The organism is Flavobacterium sp. KBS0721, from assembly GCF_002007065.3.
Classification (GTDB): Bacteria; Bacteroidota; Bacteroidia; order Flavobacteriales; family Flavobacteriaceae; genus Flavobacterium; species Flavobacterium piscis.
Genome location: NZ_CP042170.1, coordinates 5,535,908 through 5,559,536, shown reverse-complemented (window position 1 = coordinate 5,559,536; position 23,629 = coordinate 5,535,908). Strand labels below are relative to the sequence as shown.

Annotated in this window: 17 protein-coding genes; 10 read left to right on the top strand and 7 right to left on the bottom strand. The window is 35.9% G+C overall.

Annotation, left to right across the window (positions count from 1 at the left end):
• The first annotated feature begins 525 nt into the window (after positions 1-525).
• From B0M43_RS23055 to B0M43_RS23035, 5 genes are all read left to right on the top strand, one after another.
• Positions 526-2,349 carry an alkaline phosphatase gene (locus B0M43_RS23055; RefSeq protein ID WP_078006129.1) on the top strand — a complete coding sequence of 608 codons (1,824 nt, stop codon included), beginning with the start codon at positions 526-528 and terminating at the stop codon, positions 2,347-2,349.
• Between the two features lie 373 nt (positions 2,350-2,722).
• Positions 2,723-3,058, top strand: a complete 336-nt coding sequence (locus tag B0M43_RS23050) for a hypothetical protein (RefSeq protein WP_246860169.1) — start codon at positions 2,723-2,725, stop codon at positions 3,056-3,058.
• Positions 3,059-3,165: 107 nt separating this feature from the next.
• A complete protein-coding gene (locus B0M43_RS23045) occupies positions 3,166-4,821 on the top strand; it encodes a peptidase domain-containing ABC transporter (RefSeq protein WP_065450639.1) in 1,656 nt (551 codons plus the stop codon).
• 2 nt (positions 4,822-4,823) lie between these two features.
• The gene (locus B0M43_RS23040) at positions 4,824-6,179 is read left to right on the top strand and encodes an HlyD family secretion protein (RefSeq protein ID WP_065450638.1); all 1,356 of its coding nucleotides are present in this window, start codon (positions 4,824-4,826) and stop codon (positions 6,177-6,179) included.
• A complete protein-coding gene (locus B0M43_RS23035; protein ID WP_078006127.1) occupies positions 6,160-7,578 on the top strand; it encodes a TolC family protein in 1,419 nt (472 codons plus the stop codon). Before B0M43_RS23040 ends, B0M43_RS23035 begins: the two co-directional genes overlap by 20 nt.
• 91 nt (positions 7,579-7,669) lie before the next feature.
• Here B0M43_RS23035 and B0M43_RS23030 read toward each other — a convergent pair whose 3' ends face one another.
• Positions 7,670-8,281 (bottom strand): metalloregulator ArsR/SmtB family transcription factor, encoded by a 612-nt coding sequence (locus B0M43_RS23030; protein ID WP_078005565.1) that lies wholly within the window; start codon positions 8,279-8,281, stop codon positions 7,670-7,672.
• A 434-nt stretch (positions 8,282-8,715) separates the two neighbouring features.
• Here B0M43_RS23030 and B0M43_RS23025 point away from each other — a divergent pair, with 434 nt between their 5' ends.
• The 4 genes from B0M43_RS23025 (at position 8,716) to B0M43_RS23010 (ending at position 15,391) form a co-directional block, all read left to right on the top strand.
• Positions 8,716-9,213: a DUF2480 family protein gene (locus B0M43_RS23025; protein ID WP_078005564.1), complete on the top strand. Its 498-nt coding sequence runs from the start codon at positions 8,716-8,718 to the stop codon at positions 9,211-9,213.
• Positions 9,213-10,334 carry an efflux RND transporter periplasmic adaptor subunit gene (locus B0M43_RS23020; protein ID WP_078005563.1) on the top strand — a complete coding sequence of 374 codons (1,122 nt, stop codon included), beginning with the start codon at positions 9,213-9,215 and terminating at the stop codon, positions 10,332-10,334. Before B0M43_RS23025 ends, B0M43_RS23020 begins: the two co-directional genes overlap by 1 nt.
• A 6-nt stretch (positions 10,335-10,340) precedes the next feature.
• Positions 10,341-13,490 carry an efflux RND transporter permease subunit gene (locus tag B0M43_RS23015; RefSeq protein ID WP_078005562.1) on the top strand — a complete coding sequence of 1,050 codons (3,150 nt, stop codon included), beginning with the start codon at positions 10,341-10,343 and terminating at the stop codon, positions 13,488-13,490.
• Positions 13,491-14,005: 515 nt separating this feature from the next.
• A complete protein-coding gene (locus B0M43_RS23010) occupies positions 14,006-15,391 on the top strand; it encodes an efflux transporter outer membrane subunit (protein WP_078005561.1) in 1,386 nt (461 codons plus the stop codon).
• 63 nt (positions 15,392-15,454) lie between these two features.
• Here the strand turns inward: B0M43_RS23010 and B0M43_RS24795 are convergent, their stop codons facing one another.
• From B0M43_RS24795 to B0M43_RS23000, 3 genes are all read right to left on the bottom strand, one after another.
• Positions 15,455-16,294, bottom strand: coding sequence for an MFS transporter (locus B0M43_RS24795; RefSeq protein ID WP_246860168.1), 840 nt, complete (start codon positions 16,292-16,294; stop codon positions 15,455-15,457).
• Positions 16,270-16,863: an MFS transporter gene (locus tag B0M43_RS24790; RefSeq protein ID WP_246860167.1), complete on the bottom strand. Its 594-nt coding sequence runs from the start codon at positions 16,861-16,863 to the stop codon at positions 16,270-16,272. Before B0M43_RS24790 ends, B0M43_RS24795 begins: the two co-directional genes overlap by 25 nt.
• Positions 16,864-17,254: 391 nt before the next feature.
• Complete coding sequence (locus B0M43_RS23000; protein ID WP_210418038.1) at positions 17,255-18,649, bottom strand: aldehyde dehydrogenase family protein; 1,395 nt, start codon at positions 18,647-18,649, stop codon at positions 17,255-17,257.
• A 257-nt stretch (positions 18,650-18,906) separates the two neighbouring features.
• Between B0M43_RS23000 and B0M43_RS22995 the strand changes: the two genes are divergently transcribed.
• Positions 18,907-19,335, top strand: coding sequence for an SRPBCC domain-containing protein (locus tag B0M43_RS22995; RefSeq protein WP_078005560.1), 429 nt, complete (start codon positions 18,907-18,909; stop codon positions 19,333-19,335).
• A gap of 568 nt (positions 19,336-19,903) precedes the next feature.
• Here B0M43_RS22995 and B0M43_RS22990 read toward each other — a convergent pair.
• The 3 genes from B0M43_RS22990 to B0M43_RS22980 all read right to left on the bottom strand — a co-directional run bounded on the left by B0M43_RS22990 (position 19,904) and on the right by B0M43_RS22980 (position 23,474).
• Positions 19,904-20,758, bottom strand: a complete 855-nt coding sequence (locus B0M43_RS22990; protein WP_078005559.1) for a penicillin-binding transpeptidase domain-containing protein — start codon at positions 20,756-20,758, stop codon at positions 19,904-19,906.
• Positions 20,759-20,930: 172 nt separating this feature from the next.
• Entirely contained in the window at positions 20,931-22,202 is a 1,272-nt protein-coding gene (locus B0M43_RS22985) for an acyltransferase family protein (RefSeq protein WP_078005558.1), read from the bottom strand.
• 63 nt (positions 22,203-22,265) lie between these two features.
• Positions 22,266-23,474: an anhydro-N-acetylmuramic acid kinase gene (locus tag B0M43_RS22980; protein ID WP_078005557.1), complete on the bottom strand. Its 1,209-nt coding sequence runs from the start codon at positions 23,472-23,474 to the stop codon at positions 22,266-22,268.
• Between the last annotated feature and the right edge of the window lie 155 nt (positions 23,475-23,629).

Below are 23,629 nucleotides of genomic sequence, written 5' to 3'. Positions count from 1 at the left end.
AACACTAGAAGTACACAAAGAAAATCGCCAATCTTTGTCAAGTCCCGTTTGTGATTTCTCCCTTCGGTCGAAATGACAAACTAAACGAGCTATGTCCATTTAAACAAGTCCCAGCGGGACGCCATATTTATAGAAATTTAATTGGATAAAAAAATCTAAACCCCATCGGGGTGACATATATACCGCTCCTCAGGAGCTCTAAAGGGGGAATCAATAATTGCTATAAATATTACGCTCCAATGGAGCTTTAAAAATTAAATAACATAAAATGAGAAAAAAACTTTGCGCCTTTGCGTCTTTGCGAGATTAAAACTGACAAAGATTAGCAATTCTCATTGTCGAGTTACTTGCGAAGATTTCTCGTTCCTCGAAATGACAAACTAAATGAGCTATGTGCATTGAAACAAGTGAAACGCCTTTATTACACGCCCCAAAAAACTATGTTCCTATGTGTTTAAATTAACCTCAACCAGAATAAAAAAAATCTCCAAAAACTTTAAAAAAGAAACAAACCCAATTTTTCCAATGAAAAAAATAATCACCTTTTTTTGCCTTCAGTTTTTCCTGTTTGCACAAGCGCAGGAATACAGTTCATCCAACATTCATTCTCATAATGATTATGCGGGTAAACTTCCTTTTTACGAAGCCTATTCTAATGAAACCGGTGTTATCGAAGCCGATGTTTTTATTGTAAATAATGAACTTTTTGTGGCGCATACCTCTAAAGAAATTACACCACAGAATACACTTAAAAGTCAATATCTGGATCCGCTTTCGGTAAAATTAAAAAGTCTGGGCGGAAAAGCTTATCCAGATAATAAACCTTTGATTTTAATGATTGACATCAAAACAGAAGCCGATGCAACTTTAAAATTAATCGCCCAACAAATCAAAACCTATCCTGATTTAATTTCGAACAAAAATCTAAAAGTGGTAATTTCAGGAAACCGACCTTCTCCAGCAAACTGGAAAGAATATCCTGATTTTATTTATTTTGACGGAAGACTCAACGAGAATTATTCTCCGGAACAATTGTCGCGTGTCGAAATGATCAGCGAAGATTTAAAAGAAATCACCATCTGGAACGGGAAAGGTGTAATGACTCAGGCCGATACTGAAAAAGTGCAAGCCATCATTAAAAATGTGCACGATCAGAATAAAAAAATCAGATTCTGGGCCACTCAGGATAATGTAAATACCTGGATGACTTTGATGAACTTAAAAGTTGATTTTATTGGCACCGATAATGTTCCGGAACTGACACATTTCATTAATAATATCAAATCGACATTTTACCAAAATACCGAGTTTCATCAGGCGTATGTTCCTAAAAATACTTCGGCTTTCGCCAAAAAGAAACCCAAAAATGTTATTCTTTTAATTGGTGACGGAATGGGTTTAACGCAGATTTATTCAGGTTACACGGCGAATAAAGGGCAGTTGAGTTTGTTTAATATTCCAACTCAGGGATTTTCGATCACTAAATCTTCAGACAGTTATATTACCGATTCGGCTGCGGGAGCAACAGCAATGGCAACGGGACATAAAACCAATAATCGTTTTATAAGCGTCGATGAAAACGGAAAACCATTAGAATTAATCACTCAACAATTGGCAAAGAAAAACTATAAAACGGCTATTATTTCAGCCGGAAATATTACTGATGCTACGCCTGCCTGTTTTTATGCGCATCAGCCGGAAAGAAGTTACAGCCAGCCAATCGCCGAAGATTTTTTATCGAATCCGTCAGATATTTTGATAGGAGGAGGGCCAAAAGAATTTACATCGAGAAAAGATGGTAAGGATTTGTCAAAATTATTGATCGAAAAAGGCTATACTTTTTCGGATAAATTCAGTTCTTTGGATACCATCAAAAATTTCAAATTCATTGTTTTGGATGATGCTTCTGTAGTGTCTATGAAAAACGGAAGAGGAGATTTTTTATCTAAATCTTTAGCCAAAGCAACCTCAACTTTTGCCAAAACAAAAAATCCGTTTTTTATCATGGCCGAAGGCGCACAAATCGATTACGGAGGACACCAGAATAATGTAGAATATGTGGTTCGTGAAATGCTCGATTTTGATAAAGTCGTAGGACAGGCAATGGAATTTGTAGACAAAAATCCGGAAACATTATTAATCGTTACGGCAGATCACGAAACTGGAGGACTTTCCTTAATTGACGGCAGTATCGAAAAAGGATATGTTCACGGAAGTTTTAGTACCAATGATCACACAGCAGTTCCGGTTCCGGTTTTTGCTTACGGTCCGGGTGCTCAAAATTTTACTGGAGTTTACCAAAATACTGAAATTTATACAAAGATTATGGAGGTTTTATCTAAAAAATAGTATTCGTTTTGTTTTAAAATTTCAAGAGACGGTTTATAATAAAACTGTCTCTTTTTTTTTATAAATAATTGAATCTTCAAAAAAAGTAAAGAAATAAAGAAAGCTATTGTTTTTTAAATGTTTTGTAATCAGTGTTTTATGTCCGAGGTCTGAAATTCTAATGTTCCTTTAATGTGGCAGCGAAAATTTAGATTTAAATTGCGCGATTATTGTTTTTTTTAGAGAAAGAACCTTGAGTCGGGGTTTGTTTTCAGGAGAAAATAAACTGAATCAAGAGTTCTTTTTTATACTAATATTAAAATAAATGCTGAACAAAATTAAAAATAGTCTTTTCTGTAAATGCCTTCAGGCGTTGCTAATCGGCTATTTTTTAATGAGCAGTATCAATTTGTCTACTAATTTCAGCCAAATTATAAATGATAATGCCGAGGTAAATTCGGTAAAAGGAATGACCTGCAATTTCCTGAAAAAAATATTCAAATGCGACGGAATTCCTGAAGAAGTAGATGACTATAAAACAAAAGAGGCTAAAACCACTAAGCTTGCAAAAGGCATTGTTTTATTAGAATATCTGATTCCGCTTGATGCATCTCTGGCGGGTTTGTATTTCCAAAACGGACCTAAAAGAAAAAATTACATAGACAATCCCCTTTTTTTATTCGCTTTTCACGGCAAGATCTATTTACCTCCACCCCAGAGAATTGTGTAAATATTTCACTTTTTTTTTGTAGATTTAAATGAAAATCTCTCATCCTTAATACGGTATTTACCGTATGTTAATGTCTATCTATTAATCTTGTATTTATATATAAATTCATGACACCATTAAAACGTTTTTATAATTTACTCGCACTTGATAAGCGCGACGTTTATCAAATTATATTTTACGCCGCTTTTGCGGGTCTCGTAAATCTTTCCCTGCCTTTAGGAATTCAGGCCATTATCAATTTTATTCAAAGCGGGCAGTTAAGTGTTTCGTGGGTTGTGCTTGTTTTTTTGGTCACCGTTGGAGTTGGTTTTGGCGGAGTTTTGATCATTTTGCAGCTGCGAATTGTCGAAAATCTTCAGCAAAGAATTTTTGTACGATCCTCATTTGAGTTTGCTTACAGAATGCCTTTAATTAAATTCAAAGAAATGTATTCTGAATATGCACCCGAAAAAGCCAATCGTTTTTTTGATACGCTGATGGTGCAAAAAGGAACGGCAAAACTTTTACTGGATTTTTGTGCCGCTTTTCTGCAGGTAGGTTTTGGTATTATATTATTGGTTTTGTACCATTCCTTTTTTACCGTAATTGGTCTTTTGTTTATCGTTATTTTATATGTCATTTTTAAATTTTCGTATAAAGATGGTTTAGAAACCAGCCTGAATGAATCTAAGTTTAAATATAAAGTAGCAGCCTGGATTCAGGAAATTGCGCGTAATCGTGAAAGTTTTAGAAGAAAAGGCGGTTTCGAATATGCATTAAACAGAAACGACGGTTATGTGAGCGAGTATATCAATTATCGCGAAAAGCATTTTCAGGTCATGAAAAAACAATACATTCAGCTTACTATTTTTAAAGTGATTGTTACGGCTGCCCTTTTGTCGATTGGTGGTTTTCTGGTAATTCACCATCAAATGAATATCGGGCAGTTTGTGGCAGCTGAAATTGTGATTGTATTGCTGATCAATTCAGTAGAAAAAATAATCTTTGGGCTGGAATCTTTTTATGATGTACTGACTTCTGTAGAAAAAATTGGTCAGGTTACTGATATGGAGATTTCGGGCGTTCCGCAAACCTCAGCTGTAAGCGATACCGGTATAAATATCGAAACCGAAAGTGTTGCTTATAACTATCCGGATCATAACAAAAAATCCCTTAAAAATATCAACCTGAAAATATCTCAGGGAGAAAAGATCATTTTAAGAGGAACAAATGGTGCAGGAAAAAGTACTTTATTACGCTTGCTCTCCGGTTTACTGGAACCCGAAAGCGGTACAATGTACATCACAGATAATTACATGAACCGACTTGACGAAAATACCTATAGAGCTCAGGCAGGTACATTTTTGCAGGGCGATACGCTTTTTGCCGGAACCATTAGAGAGAATATTCTTTTTGGTAACGAAACCATTAATAATGATGAGCTAAAATGGGCGCTGGACAATGTTTGTCTTACACCTTACATTAAAACTTTTCCTAACGGGCTTGAGAATCAGATTCATCCGGGCGGGCGTGAACTTTCGGCTTCAGATGTTCAAAAAATTCTTTTGGCGCGAAGCATTGTAAACAAACCTAATATATTATTCCTCGAAGATCCCGTTGATAAAATGGACGAATTGACTTCGGGTAAAATAGTTGATTTTTTACTTTCTGAAGAAAATAACTGGACGGTAATTTTAACTTCTAAAAATGATATTTGGAAGAACAAATGCGACCGTATGATCACGATTGATGATGGAAAAATTATTAACGACATAAAGCTTTAATCATGCTCAATTTATCTAAAGATAATAACGTACTTATTACTCCCGGAAAATACGTTTCGATAACCAGCGTTGCCCGCAGACCCCATTATAAAATTTTAAACAGAGTCATCGTAGGTTTTTTATTGTTCGCATTAGGTTGTTTATTTCTTCCGTGGACACAAAACATTTCAGGAAGCGGATCAGTTACGACATTAAAACCGGACCAAAGACCACAAACCGTTCACAATGCCATTGCCGGAAGAGTAGAGAAGTGGTTTGTAAAAGAAGGCGATTTTGTAAAAAAAGGTGATACCATTCTTTTTATTTCAGAAACCAAAGAAGATTATTTAGATCCAAATTTGGTAGGCAACACCAAAGATCAGGTCGATGCTAAAAAAATGGCGGTAGAATCTTATGGCGATAAAGTGACTTCGCTGAACGATCAGGCAAAGTCCCTTAATACCGAAAGAGAATTAAAACTGCAACAGGCACAAAATAAAATAAAGCAGTCCCTGCTGAAAATAAAAAGTGACAGCATGGATCTTGAAGCTGTAAAAACACAGTTAAGAATCGCTCAGACACAGTTTAATCGTTCTACAGCCCTTAATAAAGAAGGTCTAAAACCAATGACCGATGTAGAGCAAAAGCGATTAAAACTACAGGAGTCTGAAGCGTATATTATTACGCAGCAAAATAAATTGCTAAGCAGTAAAAATGAGCTTATAAATGCCAGAGTCGAGATTAATAGAATTGGAGCTGAATATGCTGAAAAAATTTCGAAATCAAGAAGTGATAAGTTTACCGCTTTAAGTACACAATATGATACAGAAGCTCAGGTAAATAAGCTGGAAAATCAATATGCAAATTATAGCATAAGAAATGGAATGTACTATATTACAGCGCCTCAAAGCGGCTATGTAAACCGCGCATTATTAACCGGTCTTGGAGAAACCATAAAAGAGGGAACCCCAATCGTCAGTATAATGCCTGCAACTTATGATATAGCGGTCGAAACGTATGTAGATCCTATCGATCTTCCGTTGGTACATCGTGGTGCAGATGTACGCGTTTGGTTTGACGGATGGCCTAGAATTGTATTCTCAGGATGGCCTGGATTGTCTTACGGAACCTTTGGAGGTAAAATTGTTGCCATAGAAAACTTTATAAGTGCCAATGGAAAATACAGAGTATTAATTGCTCCCGATGGTAATAAAGAAGAGAAATGGCCCAAAGAGTTAAGTATAGGTGCCGGAGCACAAAGTATAGCTTTGTTAGAAACCGTTTCGGTATGGTATGAAATATGGCGTAATCTAAATGGTTTTCCGCCAAATTATTATAAGTCAGATGAAAAAGCAGCAAATGGAAAGGAAAAGAAATAAGAGGAGAACCGCTGTAAAATTGTTTTCTTTTTTATTCTTATTGGGAATTGTTACAGGTTACAGTCAGGATTTTAATAAAGAAGAATTAAGTTATAGCGAGTTTTTAGGATACGTAAAAAAATACCATCCGCTGGTCAAACAAGCCAATCTTGAAGTAAGCACCGCCCAGGCAATGCTTATGGTGGCGCGCGGCGGATTTGATCCGAAAATTGAAGTAGATTACAATAAAAAAGAATTTAAAGGAACCGAATATTATTCGTTACTCAACAGCAGTTTTAAAATCCCAACCTGGTACGGTGTTGAAATCAAAGCTGGTTTTGATGATACAGACGGGCAATATTACAATCCGCAAAACCGTACGCCCGAAGCCGGATTAACTTCATTAGGAATTAGCGTAGCTTTAGGTCAGGGAATGTTTATCAATCAGCGAATGGCAGATGTTCGCGAAGGAAAATTGCAGTTAAAACTAAGCGATGCGCAACGAAAACTGAGAGCCATCGAGGTTTTGTACAAAGCCAGTGAAGCGTATTTTGAATGGAGAAAAAGTTATAACGAAGCCGAACTTTATAAAAGTTATCTGGGTTTTGCCAGTACTCGTTTTAATGGTGTAAAAAAGCTGATTGAATTGGGAGATTCTCCCGCAATAGACAGTGTTGAAGCAGGAATTACGGTACGAAACAGAGAACTGAATGTTGAAAACGGAAATCTGAAACTGGCCAAAGCCAAGCTGAATCTGTCTAATTATTTATGGATCGAAAGTGTTCCTGTCGAGTTAGAAGATAATGTAAAACCGGAACAAAATTTAATTCAGACGCTTGAGGGCACCTTGAATACCTCAGCAATGATGGTAAATTCAGAAACCTTTGAAGCGCATCCTAAAATTCAGGCTCTGGAAACTAAAATGTCGATGCTCGAAATCAACAGACAGCTCAAAGCAAATTCATTATTGCCAAAGCTAAATGTGGGCTACAATTATATTTCTGAACCTTCCTATTTTAATTCTTTTAATGCTGATGATTATAAGTTTAATATCGATTTTAGTATTCCTATTTTCTTAAGAAAAGAACGCGGAGGACTTAAACTCGCCAAGCTTAAAATTCAGGATTTAAAGTTTGATATCGATCAGCAAAGACTTGAACTTAAAAATAAAATAAAAGCGCAGCAAACCGAAATTGCTTCTTTAAAAAGGCAAAAAAACGTTATTGACAATCTGGTCAAAGATTACGTGACCATGCTCAACTCAGAAGAGAAACTGTTTTCCTTTGGCGAAAGCTCGATCTTTCTGATCAATTCGCGTGAAAATAATCTGGTGAGTGCAAAACTATCTCAAATTAGTATCGAAAATCAGTTTTATATTTCGAATGCTGAGTTGTATAAAATACTGGCAAATCCCGATTGATTGTAATGCTTAAGAATTTAGTTATATTTAATTGTTGACTGAAAAAACCTGTGAAATTTATATTTGCAGGTTTTTTCTATTTTAGATCAAATTAATTCAGGATAATTTGATACGCGCATCTTCTTTCACCTGCAATGATATGGCTAATGCGATTGATCATAACGTCGCTGCCCAGTACAGACCTGAAAGTATTTAATTCAGAGGAACAAAAGCCCTGACAAATAGTAGCAGCGGCACAAATAGGGCAGTGGTTTTCGACCAAAAGATATCCTTCCTCATTCTTAGAGTATTCGGCCATATAACCTTCTCTGGTTCTTATTTCAACCAGTTTTTCTATTTTTTGTTCCAAATTATCGATAGTATCAATTTCTTCGTGATACTTCTTTTTCCCTACTTCTTCATAAACATTAATAACATCATCGAGCATATTGTTTCCCATCAAGCTCATAATATTAATTAGTTTTAAGGTCAATTCAGCATGAGTATCCGGGAATTTAGCATTTCCATTTGCTGTAAGGCTAAAAGTTTTTTGTGGCCTGCCCACACCTTTAGATTCTTCTTGCGGATGAATAAGTTCTTCTTCGACAAGTTTAACTAACTGTTGTCGAACTCCTTCCTTGGTTATTTTAAGCTCATGCGCAATCTCGAGAGCCGTAAGAGAACCCCGCATTTTGAGCAACATTAAAATCTTATTTGTAGTCATAAATTAATAAAACAAGTATTTAGTTGTTTTATTATGCAAAATTATTAATTTTGCCTTACTTATCAAAGCGCATTGCGAGATATTATTATCCTAAAAGCAATCCAACTTGTGAGTTACAGCATTTATTAATACAAACTGTAGATTATGGTACTAGAATTACAATCACCTCCCCTTAGTTCATATGATAGGATTGCTTTGCCTGTTTATATCGTTCCGTATTGGAACGTGTTGATGAAAATCTGTAAATAAAATATTCTTCAGATTTTAAAAATCTCAAAAAACTTTAGTTAAAGAATGAAAGCTTCTTTTTAAAACTTACTCAGTCTAATGCAAAAAATAGTATTCAGATTGGGCAGGGGATAGCTATGCCTAAAAATCAGCCAAATTCAAAAACTTAAAACGCAATAATATTTCAATTTTTTAATCATCCAGATATGGAAATAATAAATAAAATAAATGCTTCAGGCATACAAACACTTGATTTGCGGGCGTACAAACCCACTGAAAATGATTTTATCATATTTGACATTGTGCCTTTTCTAATAGAAGATTTTCTATTGCAGGAAAAGGCCTTTCGATCTGAAATGGCCAATATCAACTGGACTCAGTTTAAAGGAAAAGATGTCGTAATCACTTGTTCAAATGATGCGATTGTTCCGCTTTGGGCTTATGTATTAATCAGTTCGTTGCTAGCGCCTAATGCCTCAATAGTAGTGTACACTGTAACAGAAAACCACATCAATCTTTTATGGATCGAAAGAATACGAAAAATAGAATTTTCGGCTTTTATCAATCAAAAAGTAGTGCTTAAAGCCAATTCATCCCTACCCGAAGAAATTCTCGTTTTGGCCACAAGCCAGTTAATTAAATATGTAAAAACCCTAATGTGGGGAGAAGCAGGTTCTCCTTTAATGATTTATAAAAGAAAATAATGAAAAAAATAGCAGCAATCCTGTTTATAGGAACCCTTTTGATAGTTTCATGCGAAACCAAAAAAACAGAACAAACAGAAAGTCCGGTATCATGTCCAACGCTTACGCTAAAAGCTCAAAAAGCCGATGTTTCGGTAGAATATCCCACTACTTTAGAAGGGGAACAAACCGTCGAAATACGCTCAAAAGTAGATGGATATATAGAGCAGGTTTATGTAGAAGAAGGTTCGGCTGTAGCCAAAGGACAAGCGTTGTTTAAAATCGATGCCAATAGTTATTTGCAGGAAGTAAACAATAAGAAAGCAGCAGTTCTCGCCGCCGAAGCCAGTCTGGAAACAGCCGTTATTCAAACCAAAAGAACATCGGCTTTGGCTGAAAAGAAAATTATAAACAATTACGAATTAACCTCAGCCAAAAATATAGAACGCGTAAAAAGAGCCGAATTAAGTCAGGCCAATGCTGATTTATCTTCGGCAAAATCAAAATTGGCGTTCACCAATATTGTAAGCCCAATTAACGGAGTTGTGGGAAGTTTACCTTTTAAGATAGGAAGTTTGGTCAGCAGTTCGGCAGCCGATCCTTTGACTACCGTTGCCAATACTAAAAATATTTACGCTTATTTCTCTTTAAGTCAGCAACAATTAAACTCTTTTTTAGAACAATTTTCAGGCAATCAATTAAAGGAAAAATTCACGAATATGCCAGCCGTTTCTCTGGTTACCGCCGATGGAGAAACGTATTCATCAAAAGGAAAAATTCAAACCTTAAGCGGCGTTTTAAATGCAGGCACAGGATCAGCTAATTTCAAAGCTGTTTTTCCAAATCCAGAAGGAAAACTTTGGAGCGGGGCAAGTGCCACAATAGTGATTCCAACACAATTTACAGCAGCAATTCTGGTACCTAAAAAAGCAGTATTCGAATTGCAGGGACGCTTTTTTGTATTTACTGTAGATGCAAAAAACGTAGTGCACAACACCGAAATAAAAATAAGAAATGAAGCCACCGAAAAAGAATATGTAGTAACCGAAGGTGTAAAATCAGGAGATAGTATAGTTACAGAAGGAATTGGAAATTTAAGAGATGGAGTAAAAATCGCACCGATTTCTTCTTCAAAAAAATAAAAAATCATGTTTAGAAAATTTATAGAGAATCCGGTATTATCCACGGTAATATCGATCATCATAGTGATTTTAGGGTTGCTGGGATTAGTTTCATTACCCATATCACAATATCCTGAAATTGCCCCGCCAACAGTTGTAGTAAACGCTTCGTATCAGGGAGCAAGTGCCAATGTGGTGATGAAAAGTGTAATTATACCTCTGGAAGAACAAATAAACGGAGTCGAGAATATGACTTACATGACATCTACTGCCAGCAGTAATGGTAGTGCGGCGATAACCATATTTTTTAAACAGGGAACCAATGCTGATATGGCTGCCGTAAATGTTCAGAACAGGGTTACGAAAGCGACAAGTTTATTGCCAAATGAAGTTATTAAAGCAGGTATTACAACCAGTAAACAGTTGAGTAGTACTGCTTTTAGTTTTTTGTTATACAGCACAGACGGGAAATATGACGAAAAATTCCTTGATAATTACTTAAGGATCAATATTATTCCCGAAATGAAACGTGTTGAAGGTGTGGGAGGAACCCAAATTTATAGTGATCAGGAATATTCGATGCGTATTTGGTTAAAACCCGATGCAATGGCAAATCAAGGTCTTGTTCCGGACGATATTATTAAAGCATTGCAGGAGCAAAATATCGAGGCAGCTCCGGGAAAAATTGGAGAAAATAGTAAAGAATCTGTTCAATATGCCTTAAAATTTACAGGCCGACTTGAAAATCCGGCCGAATTTGAAAACATTGTATTAAGAAGTGGTCAACAAGGAAGTTTATTGCGATTGAAAGATGTGGCCGATATTGAATTTGGAGCTTTAGATTACACCACATCATTGATTACTCAGGGAAAAGTTTCTTCAGGAGGAGCAATCAGTCAGATTTCAGGATCGAATGCCAGAGAGTTAATCATTGCTTGTGAGGATATTTTAAAAAAGGCATCCAAAGATTTTCCTCCGGGAATAGAATACCATACATTCTTAAATGCTAATGATTTTCTGGACGCGTCTATCGAAAAGGTAATTTATACCATTATCGAAGCCTTTATCCTTGTTTTTATTGTAGTATTTATCTTCTTGCAGGATTTTAGATCAACATTAATACCGGCAATTGCCGTTCCGGTTTCGATTATTGGTACTTTCTTTTTCCTGAAGTTATTTGGTTTTACAATCAATTTACTAACTCTTTTTGCTTTGGTTTTAGCCATTGGTATTGTCGTCGATGACGCAATTGTAGTAGTCGAGGCCGTTCACGCCAAACTCGATCAGGGCGCAAAATCGGCCAGGAAAGCGACTATTCACGCCATGAGTGAGATCAGCGGAGCGATTATATCGATTACCTTAATTATGTCGGCGGTGTTTGTTCCCGTAACTTTTATTACAGGTTCGGCAGGAGTATTTTATAAACAATTTGGATTAACACTGGCTGTAGCCATCTTAATTTCGGCTATTAATGCATTGACTTTAAGTCCTGCGCTTTGTGCTATTTTATTAAAACCACACGATCCTGAAAAATCAGATCACAAAAAAGGTTTTTTACCAAAATTCTATGCCAGTTTTAATGTAGCTTTTGATGCCGTAACCAATAAATATATAGGAGCAGTTCGATTCCTGATTCGCAGAAAATGGATATCCTTAGTCGCTATAGCAGTATTTGGGATGGTATTTTATGCTTTAATAAAAACGACACCTACAGGTTTTGTACCCAATGAAGACGGTGGCGCAATTTACGGAAATGTAGTTTTACCAGCGTCTTCCACACTTGAACGCACTGAAGAAATTACAAAAGAAATCGACAGTATTGCGAGAAGTATTCCGGAAATAGAACTATCGTCTACATTATCAGGAATGGATTTAATTCATGGAAATGGAGGTTCTTACGGTGCTTTATTCATTAGATTAAAATCCTGGAAAGACAGGAAGGGAAAAAATCAAGATGTCAATTCGGTTGTGGCTAAATTGTTCGAAAAGACGGCCCATATAAAAGGGGCAAGTGTCATTTTCTTTGCCGCGCCCACTTTGCAGGGATTTGGAAATAACAACGGATTCGAAGTGCAATTGCAGGATAGAACCGGAGGCAGTTATCAGGATTTCGAGAAGAATATTGGCAAGTTTATGACCGCAATCAATCAGCGACCAGAGATTATGTATGCCACAAATCCGTTTAATATTGGCTTTCCGGAAATGGAAGTCAATGTAAATGTAGCGAAATGTAAAGATGCGGGAGTTTCTGTAAATACAGTATTAAATACACTTCAGGGATATTTTGGCGGAATCTATGCTTCGGATATTAATAAATTAGGAAAACAATACAGAGTAATGCTGCAGTCGCATCCGGATTACAGAGCGAAAGAAAGCGACATCAATAAAGTTTTTGTGCGAACAGATAAAGGAGCAATGGCACCAATTTCGGAATTTGTAACCTTAAAGAAAACATATGGTCCGGAATTTATAAACCGTTTTAATCTTTTTACCTCAACCGCGGTTACTGGCGCACCCAATGCCGGATACAGTTCAGGCGATGCCATCAAAGCAATCGAAGAAGTTGCAGCACAAACTTTAGACAGAGGATATGCTTATGAATTTTCCGGTTTAACCAAAGAAGAACTTTCAAGCGGCAGCCAGACCACATTAATCTTCGGACTTTGTTTGATATTTATTTATTTCTTATTGAGTGCGCAATACAAGAGTTATATTTTACCATTTTCAGTATTGTTATCCTTACCAATTGGACTTGCAGGAGCTTTTATATTTGCAAATTTGTTTGGGGTCGATAATAATATTTTCCTTCAGATTAGTTTGATTATGCTAATTGGTCTTTTGGCTAAAAATGCCATTCTTATTGTAGAGTTTGCCTTATTGCATCGTCTGAGCGGAAGAAGTTTGGTGCAGTCGGCTCTATTTGGTGCTAAAGCCAGATTACGACCAATTTTAATGACATCGTTTGCTTTTATCTTCGGTTTAATTCCGCTGATGATTGCGACAGGAGCAGGAGCTTTAAGTAACCGGTCGATTGGTACAGCTGCGGTTGGCGGAATGTTGATTGGTACTTTATTCGGGGTTTTTGTAATTCCGGTGCTGTTTATCATTTTTCAGTCGCTGCAGGAAAGAGTAGGTGGGGTTAAAGTACCAGATCACGAACCAAGAAATATTGATTAAAGCTTCAGCGGATATTTTTACCGCAAAGATCGCAAAGTTTTTTATTCGTCTGGTTTTTATAAAAACACAAAGTTCGCAAAGCTTTGTGTTTAATCAGCTTTGTGAGCTTTGTGTATCCCGATGGCTGTCGGGACTGTGTTCTTTGTGGTTAAATCTTATTTTAGAATGAAGCAGATTATTTTACCACAGAGGGCACAAAGTATTTTTACATGGATGGTTTTATAAAAACACAAAGTTCACAAAGCTTTGCGTTGAACCAGCTTTGCGGACTTTGCCTGAAACTTTCAGCTTAAATAGGCTTTGCGAGCTTTGTGAAAATCTTTGTGTTCTCTGTGGTTAATTTTTTTTTCCACAGATTATAAAGATTAAAAAAGATTTCAGCTTTGCGGACTTTGCCTGAAACCTTTCAGCTTAAAATAAACTTTGCGGCCTTTGCGTAAACCCCTGCTCCCGATAGCTATCAGGATTGCGGTTAAATTTTACAGACTTTGTAATTAAATAAAAAACATATTATAATGAAAATATACAATTATAAATTAATCATCATTTTACTGATTGTTGCCAGTATATGGAGCTCGTGCAAGATCACGAAACCGTATACAAAACCCGAAACAGTTGTAACGTATCGTGATCCTGAGAATAAGGACACAACAAATATCGCAACCATGAAATGGTCGGAATTATTTACAGATCCAGCTTTGCAGCAACTTATTACGGACGGATTAGCAGCCAATCTGGATTTGAAGATTGCGGTGGAAAGAATCAATCAGGCGGGAGTAAATCTCAAACTGAGTAAAGCCGCTTTTTTACCTTCGGTAAACGGAAATCTGTCGGTTAAAGAATCCAGATTGGCCTTCCCGCAAGGGTTTGGACTTTTCGACCAATCCACACAATATGATTTAGGAATTACTGCCGGATGGGAAATCGATGTTTGGGGTAAATTAAAAAGTGCTAAAAAAAGTGCATTAGCAAATCTATTGGCTACAGATGCTGCCAAACGTGCTGTTCAAACCCAATTGATCGCTAATATTGCCAATTCATATTATCAGTTGCTAATTTTGGATGAACAATTAAAAGTACTTAAAAAGACAGCCAAAAATAGAGAAACTGATGCCGAAACAATCAAGGTTCTCTTCGAAAATTCTATTATTAATGGCGTTGCCGTGGTGCAAAGTGAAGCCAATTTTTATGAAGCAGAATTAGCCATTCCGGATATCGAACAAAAAATAACCGAAACCGAAAATGGTTTATGTATACTTCTGGCAAAATCTCCGACTAAGGTTATACGTGGCTCTCTCGAAAAGCAAAAGCTAACTTACAATCTTAAAATTGGGGTTCCGATGCAGCTTCTTTCCAATCGTCCGGATGTACAACAAGCCGAATATAATTTTAGAGCGGCATTTGAAGAAACGAATGTAGCAAGAGCTTATTTTTATCCTGCTTTGACCATCAGCGGAGCAGCCGGTTTTTCAAGTTTCGGACTGAAAGACTGGTTCACAAACGGAGGACTTTTTGGTAATATTGCCGGAGGACTTACCCAGCCTATTTTTAATATAGGAATCAATAAGGGAAGATTAGCGACGGCATTATCATTACAAAAAGAAGCGCTTTATAACTTTGAATTTTCGATGCTAAAAGCAAGCGAAGAAGTTTCGAATGCATTGTCTAAATATGATAATGCTGCATTAAAAGAAGAAAAAAGAAAAAAACAGTTAGAAGCTTTATTGAAAGCAGTTGAGTTCAACAAAGAATTACTGAACAATTCGACAACCAATTATACGGATGTACTTACAGCCGAACAAAATCTATTAAACGCACAATTAAGAGGAATTGATGACCAAAGTCAAAAATTGAATGCGGTTGTAAACTTATACCGAGCACTTGGCGGAGGCTGGAACTAAAAAGTTCAGCATTTATGGAAATAATAAAGCTCGATCAATTACGATTGGGCTTTAGTTTTTTTATTAATTAGTTGATTTTAAATTGTCGCCATCTTTATCATGAAGTCTTCTAAAAACTAATCCGGAAAGAATAGTCAGAAAACCGACAACTAAAAATGTATATCGAAATGCATTGTGAATTTCATTATGAATAAGTTTTATATCACCCTGAAAAATTTTAAGGACTAAAAGTCCAAAGGCAATTCCAAAACCAATGGCCAATTGCTGATTGACAGAAACTAAGGAGTTGCCACTACTGGTATGATAAACCCTTAAATCAGCAATAGAAATAGAATTCATAGAAGTAAACTGTATGGAGTTGAAGAAACCCAAAACTGAAATAATAGGAACATACCAATAAAAAGAATTATGAATAGACGGAATGGCCAATGCACAAATTAAAACACCAATAATAAAAGTATTCACCATTAAGGTTTTTCTGTAACCGTAAGTATTTAAAATTTTAATAACAGCCGATTTACCAAACATCGCTGTAAGAGCCATTGGCGCCACAATCCATCCTGAAGTTACCGCCGACTGTCCGTAAGCAATCTGAATCATCATTGGCAATAATAAAGGAATCGAACTAAAACCCAGACGAGTTGCCAGATTGCCCACTATACCAACCCTAAAAGTTCTTACCTTAAATAAATTCAAAGGAAAAAGCGGATTGTTGTCTGTAACAGCATGGCGATAGTACCAATACAACATTAAAAATCCGGACAGTAACACCAATAAAACCGGTGTCAGACGAACAGTATTGCCAAATAATTCTAAAGAAACAGACAATAGGAGTGAAGCCGCTGCAAAAATTAAAAAGCCTTTTAAATCAAAATCGATTATAGGAGATTTGTAATCAGGCATGTATTTAAACTTAAAAGAATACCAATAATCCCAAACGGAATATTGATCAGGAAAATCCAGTGCCAGGATAAATAATCAACCATATATCCGCCCACCAAAGGACCTAACACGGGACCAATCAGGGCAGGGATAATGGCAAAATTCATTGCCTTCAATAATTCTTTTTTAGGAAATGTTCTAATAAGGGCCAGCTTGCCAACAGGAGTCATCAAACTGCCGCCGATACCCTGAACAACACGGGAAAAAATAAGATGATTTAAATTCTGCGAAAGCGAACAAAATAAAGATCCAATGCTAAATAATAATAAAGCAAAAATAAAGACTTTCTTAGTTCCAAATTTATCCGATAAAAAACCGCTAACCGGCATGAAAAGCGCAAGAGTTAATACATAACTAATAATAGCATTTTGCATATCAAGCGGCGACTCGTGCAGATCTTTGGCAATAGCCGTTATCGAGGTATTTAGAATGGTAGAATCGAGCATTTGCATAAAGATCGAAGTCGCCAAAATAATGGGTAGTATTTTTTTGGTGGTTTCAATGTTTAGTTCTGCAGGGTTTGCGTTCATATTTTTAAAACTTTTTCTTTATTTAAAATTTAAATCTGGATACTTAAAATTTTATAACCTGTTATAAAATCATACTAGCTAATTGTTTAAAAACATAGTCCCGATAGCTATCGGGATTGTTTACTTAAAAAAAGGCGTTTCACTTATTTAAAATACATCCCTATAGCTATCGGAACTATGTGAAAGAAATCAGTTTCTTTTTGTCTCCTTTTTGGTACACATAAAATCTTGTTTCTATGTGTTTAAATTTTTTCACGCAGATCTCGCAGATTTAGCAGATCTTGTTTAAAATTTAATCCTTATCATAAAAAAATCTCCTAAATCTGCGAGAACAATAATCTATGTTTCTGTGTGTTTAATAATTAACTTCAGCGACTTACTAAATTAAAAGTTATAGAAATTTGCTTTTAAAAACCATTAACTTTTCTCTAGTCATTTCGTTTATGGCGTATGAAATTCCGCCCATACCAATACCCGAAGAATCCCTTCCTCCAAATGGCATCCAATCGACTCTAAAAGCAGTATGATCGTTGACCATAACAGCAGTAGCATTTAGTTTTTTAACGGTATCCAAAGCAATATCAACATTTTTTGTAAAAACGGCTGCCTGAAAATGAACATCGAGTGCATTGGCTCTTTTTATGGCTTCATCGCGGTCTGTAAAAGAATAAATGCAAACAACAGGTCCAAAGATTTCGGTAGTAGAAACTTTCGAATCCTCTGACGGATTAAACAAAACGGTAGGCTCAAAGAAAGTATCAGAAATCCTTTTTCCGCCTGTGATTAATTTAGCACCTTTTTTAATGGCTTCATTTACCCATTCCTCGACGCGATCGACTTCTTTGGGCGTGATAAGCGGTCCTACATCTGTTTTTTTATCTAACGGATTTCCTGTAGTTAGTTTATTGGTTGCAGCTGCAAACTCTTTTATAAAATGATCACAAATAGCTTCATTTACATAAACTCTCTGAACCGAAACGCAAACTTGTCCCGCATGATAAAACCCTCCTTTTACGAGATCAGGAATCATTTCCTTAAAATCAGCATCACTTTCAACAATGACAGGCGCGGCGCCACCATGTTCCAAAGCACATCTTGTACCTGGTGATAGTTTACTTTTTAAATACCAGCCTACTTTGGCTGAACCAATAAAAGAGAAAAAATTAACTCTCGGGTCTGTCACCAGTAATTCGGCAACTTCATTATCGCATAAAATAATCTGAAGCCAGCCATCTGGTAATCCTGCTTCTTTCAAAATATCGGCAAGAGCCAAACTCGATAACGGTGTGGCAGTTGCGGGTTTAAAAATTATGGGACAACCGGCAGCAATGGCTGTCACGATTTGGTGAACCGCTAAATTTAACGGATGATTAAAAGCACTAACAGCTACCACAATCCCGATAGGTTCTTTTGAGGTAAAAGCAATCCTGTTTAAAGAAGCTTCGGTAAGACCCATTGGAATTTGCTCTCCTTTTATTTGAGAAATGTGTTCTGCTGCTAATTTTACGCTTTTGATGGCTCGAAGTACTTCAGCCCTGGAATCCTGATACGGTTTTCCGCCTTCATTTATAGCAGTAACCAATAATTCCTCAATTTTGTCATTCATTATCGAAGCTGTTTTTTCCAGTATTTCAATTCTCTTATAAGCGGGAATCCAATTCGAGTGATCTGTAAATAAATTTTGGGCGGTAGTAAGTATACTCTCAATATCATTTTTACTTATAAGGGGTAATTCTTTAATAAAACTTTGATCGTATGGAGATGTGATTTTTGCAGTCATTTTCATAATGTCTTTTATTTTAAATCAGGGTAAAAAAGTAATTCCTGATATCTTTTTTGCTATTGTATTTAATCTAAAGTTAATTAAATTAATCCTCATAACAGGCAAAATGCTTAAAATAGATCTCCTAATTTCGTTTTAGATGAGTCCTTTTATTTAGAATATAAAGATGATAATAGTTCTTGCTGATGAAAAAAGAAGCTCTGTATCTGGATGATACAAATTTATTAACTTTGAGTTTCTAACTACAACCAATTATAAGGATGGAAAAAATAGAGCACATCAATTACATCAAATCTCCCATTGCAGAAGTTTATAAAACACTAACAACACAGGAAGGTCTTGGCGCTGTCTGGACAACAGAATTGATTGTAAAGCCGGAAGTGGGTTTTATCAATGAGTTTGATTTTGATGATAATTATGATACAAAAATGAAAGTGGTCGAACTGTCTCCCAATAAAAGAATCCTATGGGAATGCGTGGCCTCTGATCCGGAATGGATTGGTACCAAAATTTCATTTGACATGACAGAAAAAAACGGAGTTACATCTGTTGTTCTCAAACATTTGGACTGGCGCGAACTGACCGAGTTTTACCAGTGGTGCAATTATAATTGGGCCATGTTTCTGTTAAGTCTTAAAAGTTATTGCGAAGATGGGGAAGGAACGCCATACCAAAAGCGAAAGTTTTAGTGGTGTTCTGCAAAAAGAAAATGCAATATTGATTATATTATTAAAGCTTCATCAGTAAAATAGGGACATTTTTTTCTGATTAAATATATATCACCCCGCTGGGGTTTCTCTCCACACGGCATAATAAAGTTTCTATAAATATCCCGTCCTACTGGGCAATGTTATTAAATTAGATTGTGTTCCATCGGAACACCTCATCGGTAGAAAAAAAATGCATCATGAGAAACATCGTCCCATTGGAACGTTTGAGAAATTGTATATATTTTTACCAAATTATTATCTATAAAATCAAACGTTCCTACGGAACGTGAAAAAATGCCGTATTTATTGGGCTACCAATGAAATGTTCCGATGGAACAAAAACAAATTGATATAATATTGTCCTTAACAAATTGTCCCATTTGATTTTTTCTTAACTTAATCAAATTGGCACTATTCCTTCAGTGAATCAAGCTCCATCGGAGCTTCATATTTATAGTTATATATAAGTCCCTGACACTATAGCTCCAGCGGAGCGATATATAATTTCCTTCTTATTAATGACATGCTATTCTTAATGAGCTTCTTTTTATTGTATTACATTCAAATTTTTAAAAACAGATTTCGTGATTTCTTTTCGGCAATTGCCAAAATTAGAAGCGTTTAGTTTTCTGTCTTGCAAAAGGCGTGTGGCAAAAAAGTAAGCTCCGTTTTTATTTTCGATGTAACCCACCCACCAGCCAGTATTGATGTCGTTTTCTCTGGTCCAGCCTGTTTTGGAGTGAATGGTATAATCATCGTTTTGTTCGTTTATCATTACTTTTTTTACGATGTCGATATTGCGTTTAGAGAAAGGCAATTTTTCTTCGTAGAGTTTTTTAAGAAATTCTACCTGATTGATAGGTGAAATTCCGAAAGCGCCAAAATTCCAAAAATCGGGATCAGTTTGCGAAAGGTTTATGTTTCCGTAATGACAAAGCGTTAAATATTTTTTGTAATTGTCCTTTCCAATTTTCTTTGCCAATTCAATAAAAGCCCATCCTGCCGAAACTTCAAAAGCTTCTTTTACGGTTATGTCGTGATAAATATTGGGGCGATAATCGTATTTTAGAGTATCTGTACTTCCCGGCCATTTTACGATGTCGTTCTCGCTTGCAATGGTTTTTGTTTCTAAAGCAATAAGCAAGTTGATGATTTTGAAAGTTGAAGCGGGCAATGTTTCTTTTCTTGTAGCAACGGTGTCAGACAAAATCCAAGTATGATTTTTATGGTCATAAATCGCAATAGCGCCTTCGACATTACAGTCATCAAAATATTTTTTAAAATCCTGACGCACCAAAACCTCATCATTTTTTGATGTAAAATGATTGTCTTTTCTTTTTGTTGAACAGGAAAAGAGAAGTGCGATAAAAAGGATTCCAAAAACAAATTGTGTCGATTTCATATTGATGCTTTAAAATATTAGTCGGATTTTAGAAAAAGTTTTTCGCCACGAATTTCACGAATTTTCACTAATTAAAATATTCAAATGGATATTAATTATTATGCGCAATTAACATAAAAAATTCGTGCTCATTCGTGGAATTCGTGGCGAAAAAAAACTTGTAAAGTCTTTTTTAAACTTTAAAAATCAATTTCTTTTTATAGAAAATCCATAATATGCAAGACCAAAATATAGCATATAAAATAGCATAAGCCAACGAAGCATTCAACGGATTTTCGAACCAGGTTGCAATTCCGTATTTGTAAATCGACGTTTGAAGACTAATTTCTTCCGAAGCTATTTCCGGACTTTGTATCTTAATTGCACTCAACGCTCTAGGAATAATTCCTGAAAAGAAAAACACAATCATAGGATTTACGCCCCAGATTAAAAATAGTTTTGTCCATTTTGTATAGTTTGCAACATCTATTATATAATATAAAAGAGTTAAACAGATTGTAGCAATTCCGGCCGTGTATAAAACATACGAACTTGTCCAAAGCGATTTGTTGATTGGGAAAAAGGTGTTCCAGAGTAAACCCAAAGCGACCAAAACAATTCCTGTAATAGCTAGTTTTTTTACAATTTCGATTTTGGTGATTTGCATGTTTAGTATTTGACCAATAAACATTCCCATGATTCCTGTACCAATGGCTGGTAAAGTGCTCAAAATTCCTTCAGGATCCCAGGTTTTACTAGAAGCCCATAAATGTCCGTTTAAAAGTAAATTATCTAACCACGCAGCCAGATTAGTTCCTTTTTCGAAATTGGCAGGGCCGAATCCCGGAACCGGAATAAAAGCCATCAAAATCCAGTAAATCAATAAAATCGAAGCGGCAACGATAAGTTGTGTTTTCAGGTTTGTTTTTAAATATAAAATAGAAGTAAAGAAATATACAATTCCTATTCGTTGCAGAACGCCAGGAATTCTTACGTCTTCAAAAGCTTCGATTCCGCTGTAGGCTAAGGATATTAGTACGGCAAAAATCCCTACCGCGAGATAGGTTTTAACTTTTAAAGTAAAGTTGCCTAAAAGAGCATAAGCTACTGCAAAAGTGATTAGTAATCTCACGATTAATAACGGAATTCCTTCTAAACCAAATAATTCGAATCGGCTGAAAAAAGCGAGAAAAAATCCTAAACAGAAGATTCGTAACGAACGAACCATAATTTTATTAAAAACAGCCAAATCAAAATGTTTCGTTGGCATTGCAAACGGAATCGCGGTTCCCATTATAAAAACGAAAAAAGGAAATACTAAATCGGTAGGAGTACATCCGTGCCATTCGGCGTGTTCTAAAGGCGGATAAATAGAGGCCCAGCTTCCCGGATTGTTGACAATGGTCATCAATAAAATGGTAAATCCTCTAAATACATCCAGTGATATTAAACGTTCTTTTGTCATTGGTAGGGTTATTTTTTTGGTTTCGTTAATTATCTAAAAAAAGAGAAAATTGTGATTGTTTTTTTAATTCGGAAAAGAAATTTTTCCCATCGATACGGATGGAATTCTTTTTCGTGGGCCAAAATCAGAAGTGCCGCCTGAGACCGTTTCATTGGCTAAAATCGCAAATAAAATCGCTTCTTTTGCATCGCCTGAAATGCCTAAAACATCAGTATTTTCAAAATTACAAGGCAATAATTCTTTTAGCCATCCCACTAATAATGGGTTGTGCGCACCACCGCCCGACATATAAACGGTGAAAGTTTCAGGAGAATAGATTGTATTGTTTATGGCTGAATGTATAGCTTCTGCAATTGTTTCTGCGCTGAATCGGGTTAATGTTGCCAATAAGTCTTCGATAGTAATATTTTGGGTATTGCTTTGGGTTTGCGCTTTTCGAACATAGTCAATACTAAAAAGTTCCGGACCTGTAGTTTTAGGGAAAGGTTTAGCAAAGAATTCATCTTCTTTTAAAGCCTTTAAAAGAGGGGCATTGACATGGCCTTTTTTCGCAATTTCGGCATCTTTGTCATACGATTTTTCAGGAAAATGAAGTCGGGTAAAGGCATCAATTAAGGTATTTCCTGTTCCTGTATCGGTAACAAAAACTTCTTCGGGATTATGACTTGAGGGCAAATAAGTAAAATTAGCTATTCCGCCCATATTGAGCATAATGCGGTTTTCGTCTTTTTTTCCAAACAAAAAGTAATCTCCGTAAACGGCCAGTGGTGCTCCTTCGCCGCCTGCTGCAAGATGTTTTTGCCTAAAATCAGAAATGGTTATAATTCCGGTTTTTACAGCAATATGATCTCCGTCTCCAATTTGCAAAGTACCGTTTGGAAATTTTTCCTGTTGATGTAAAATCTTCGGAGCATGAAAAACAGTTTGTCCGTGTGAGGCTACCAAATCTATTTTTTCAGCCGGAATTTTCCAATGGTTCAAACGATCCAGAATAATATTGGCATGAAGAATTCCGATCCATTCATTCAATAAAACCAAATTCTGAAAATCGATAGTGGGTTTGGCAAATACGTTTCTGATTTCGGTTTTTACTTCTTCAGAATAATCAACGGTGTCAAATTGAATTAATTGCACTTCGGTAGTGTCGCCTGAACCTGAAATTTCGCATAAAGCCACATCCAAACCATCCAATGAAGTACCAGACATTAATCCGATAATTATTCGGGACGATTTTTGGGCAATTTTATACAGTGATTCCAGATTTGCATTCATGATATTGTTTTTTTTTTATAAATTATTCTTCGTTGTGTATAATTATTTTAAACACATAGAAACATAGATTTTAGAACTCAAAATAGGCGTTTCACTTGTTTAAAATACACATATCCAGCTATGCGAAAGAAATGTATTTCTTTTTTGAATTCTTT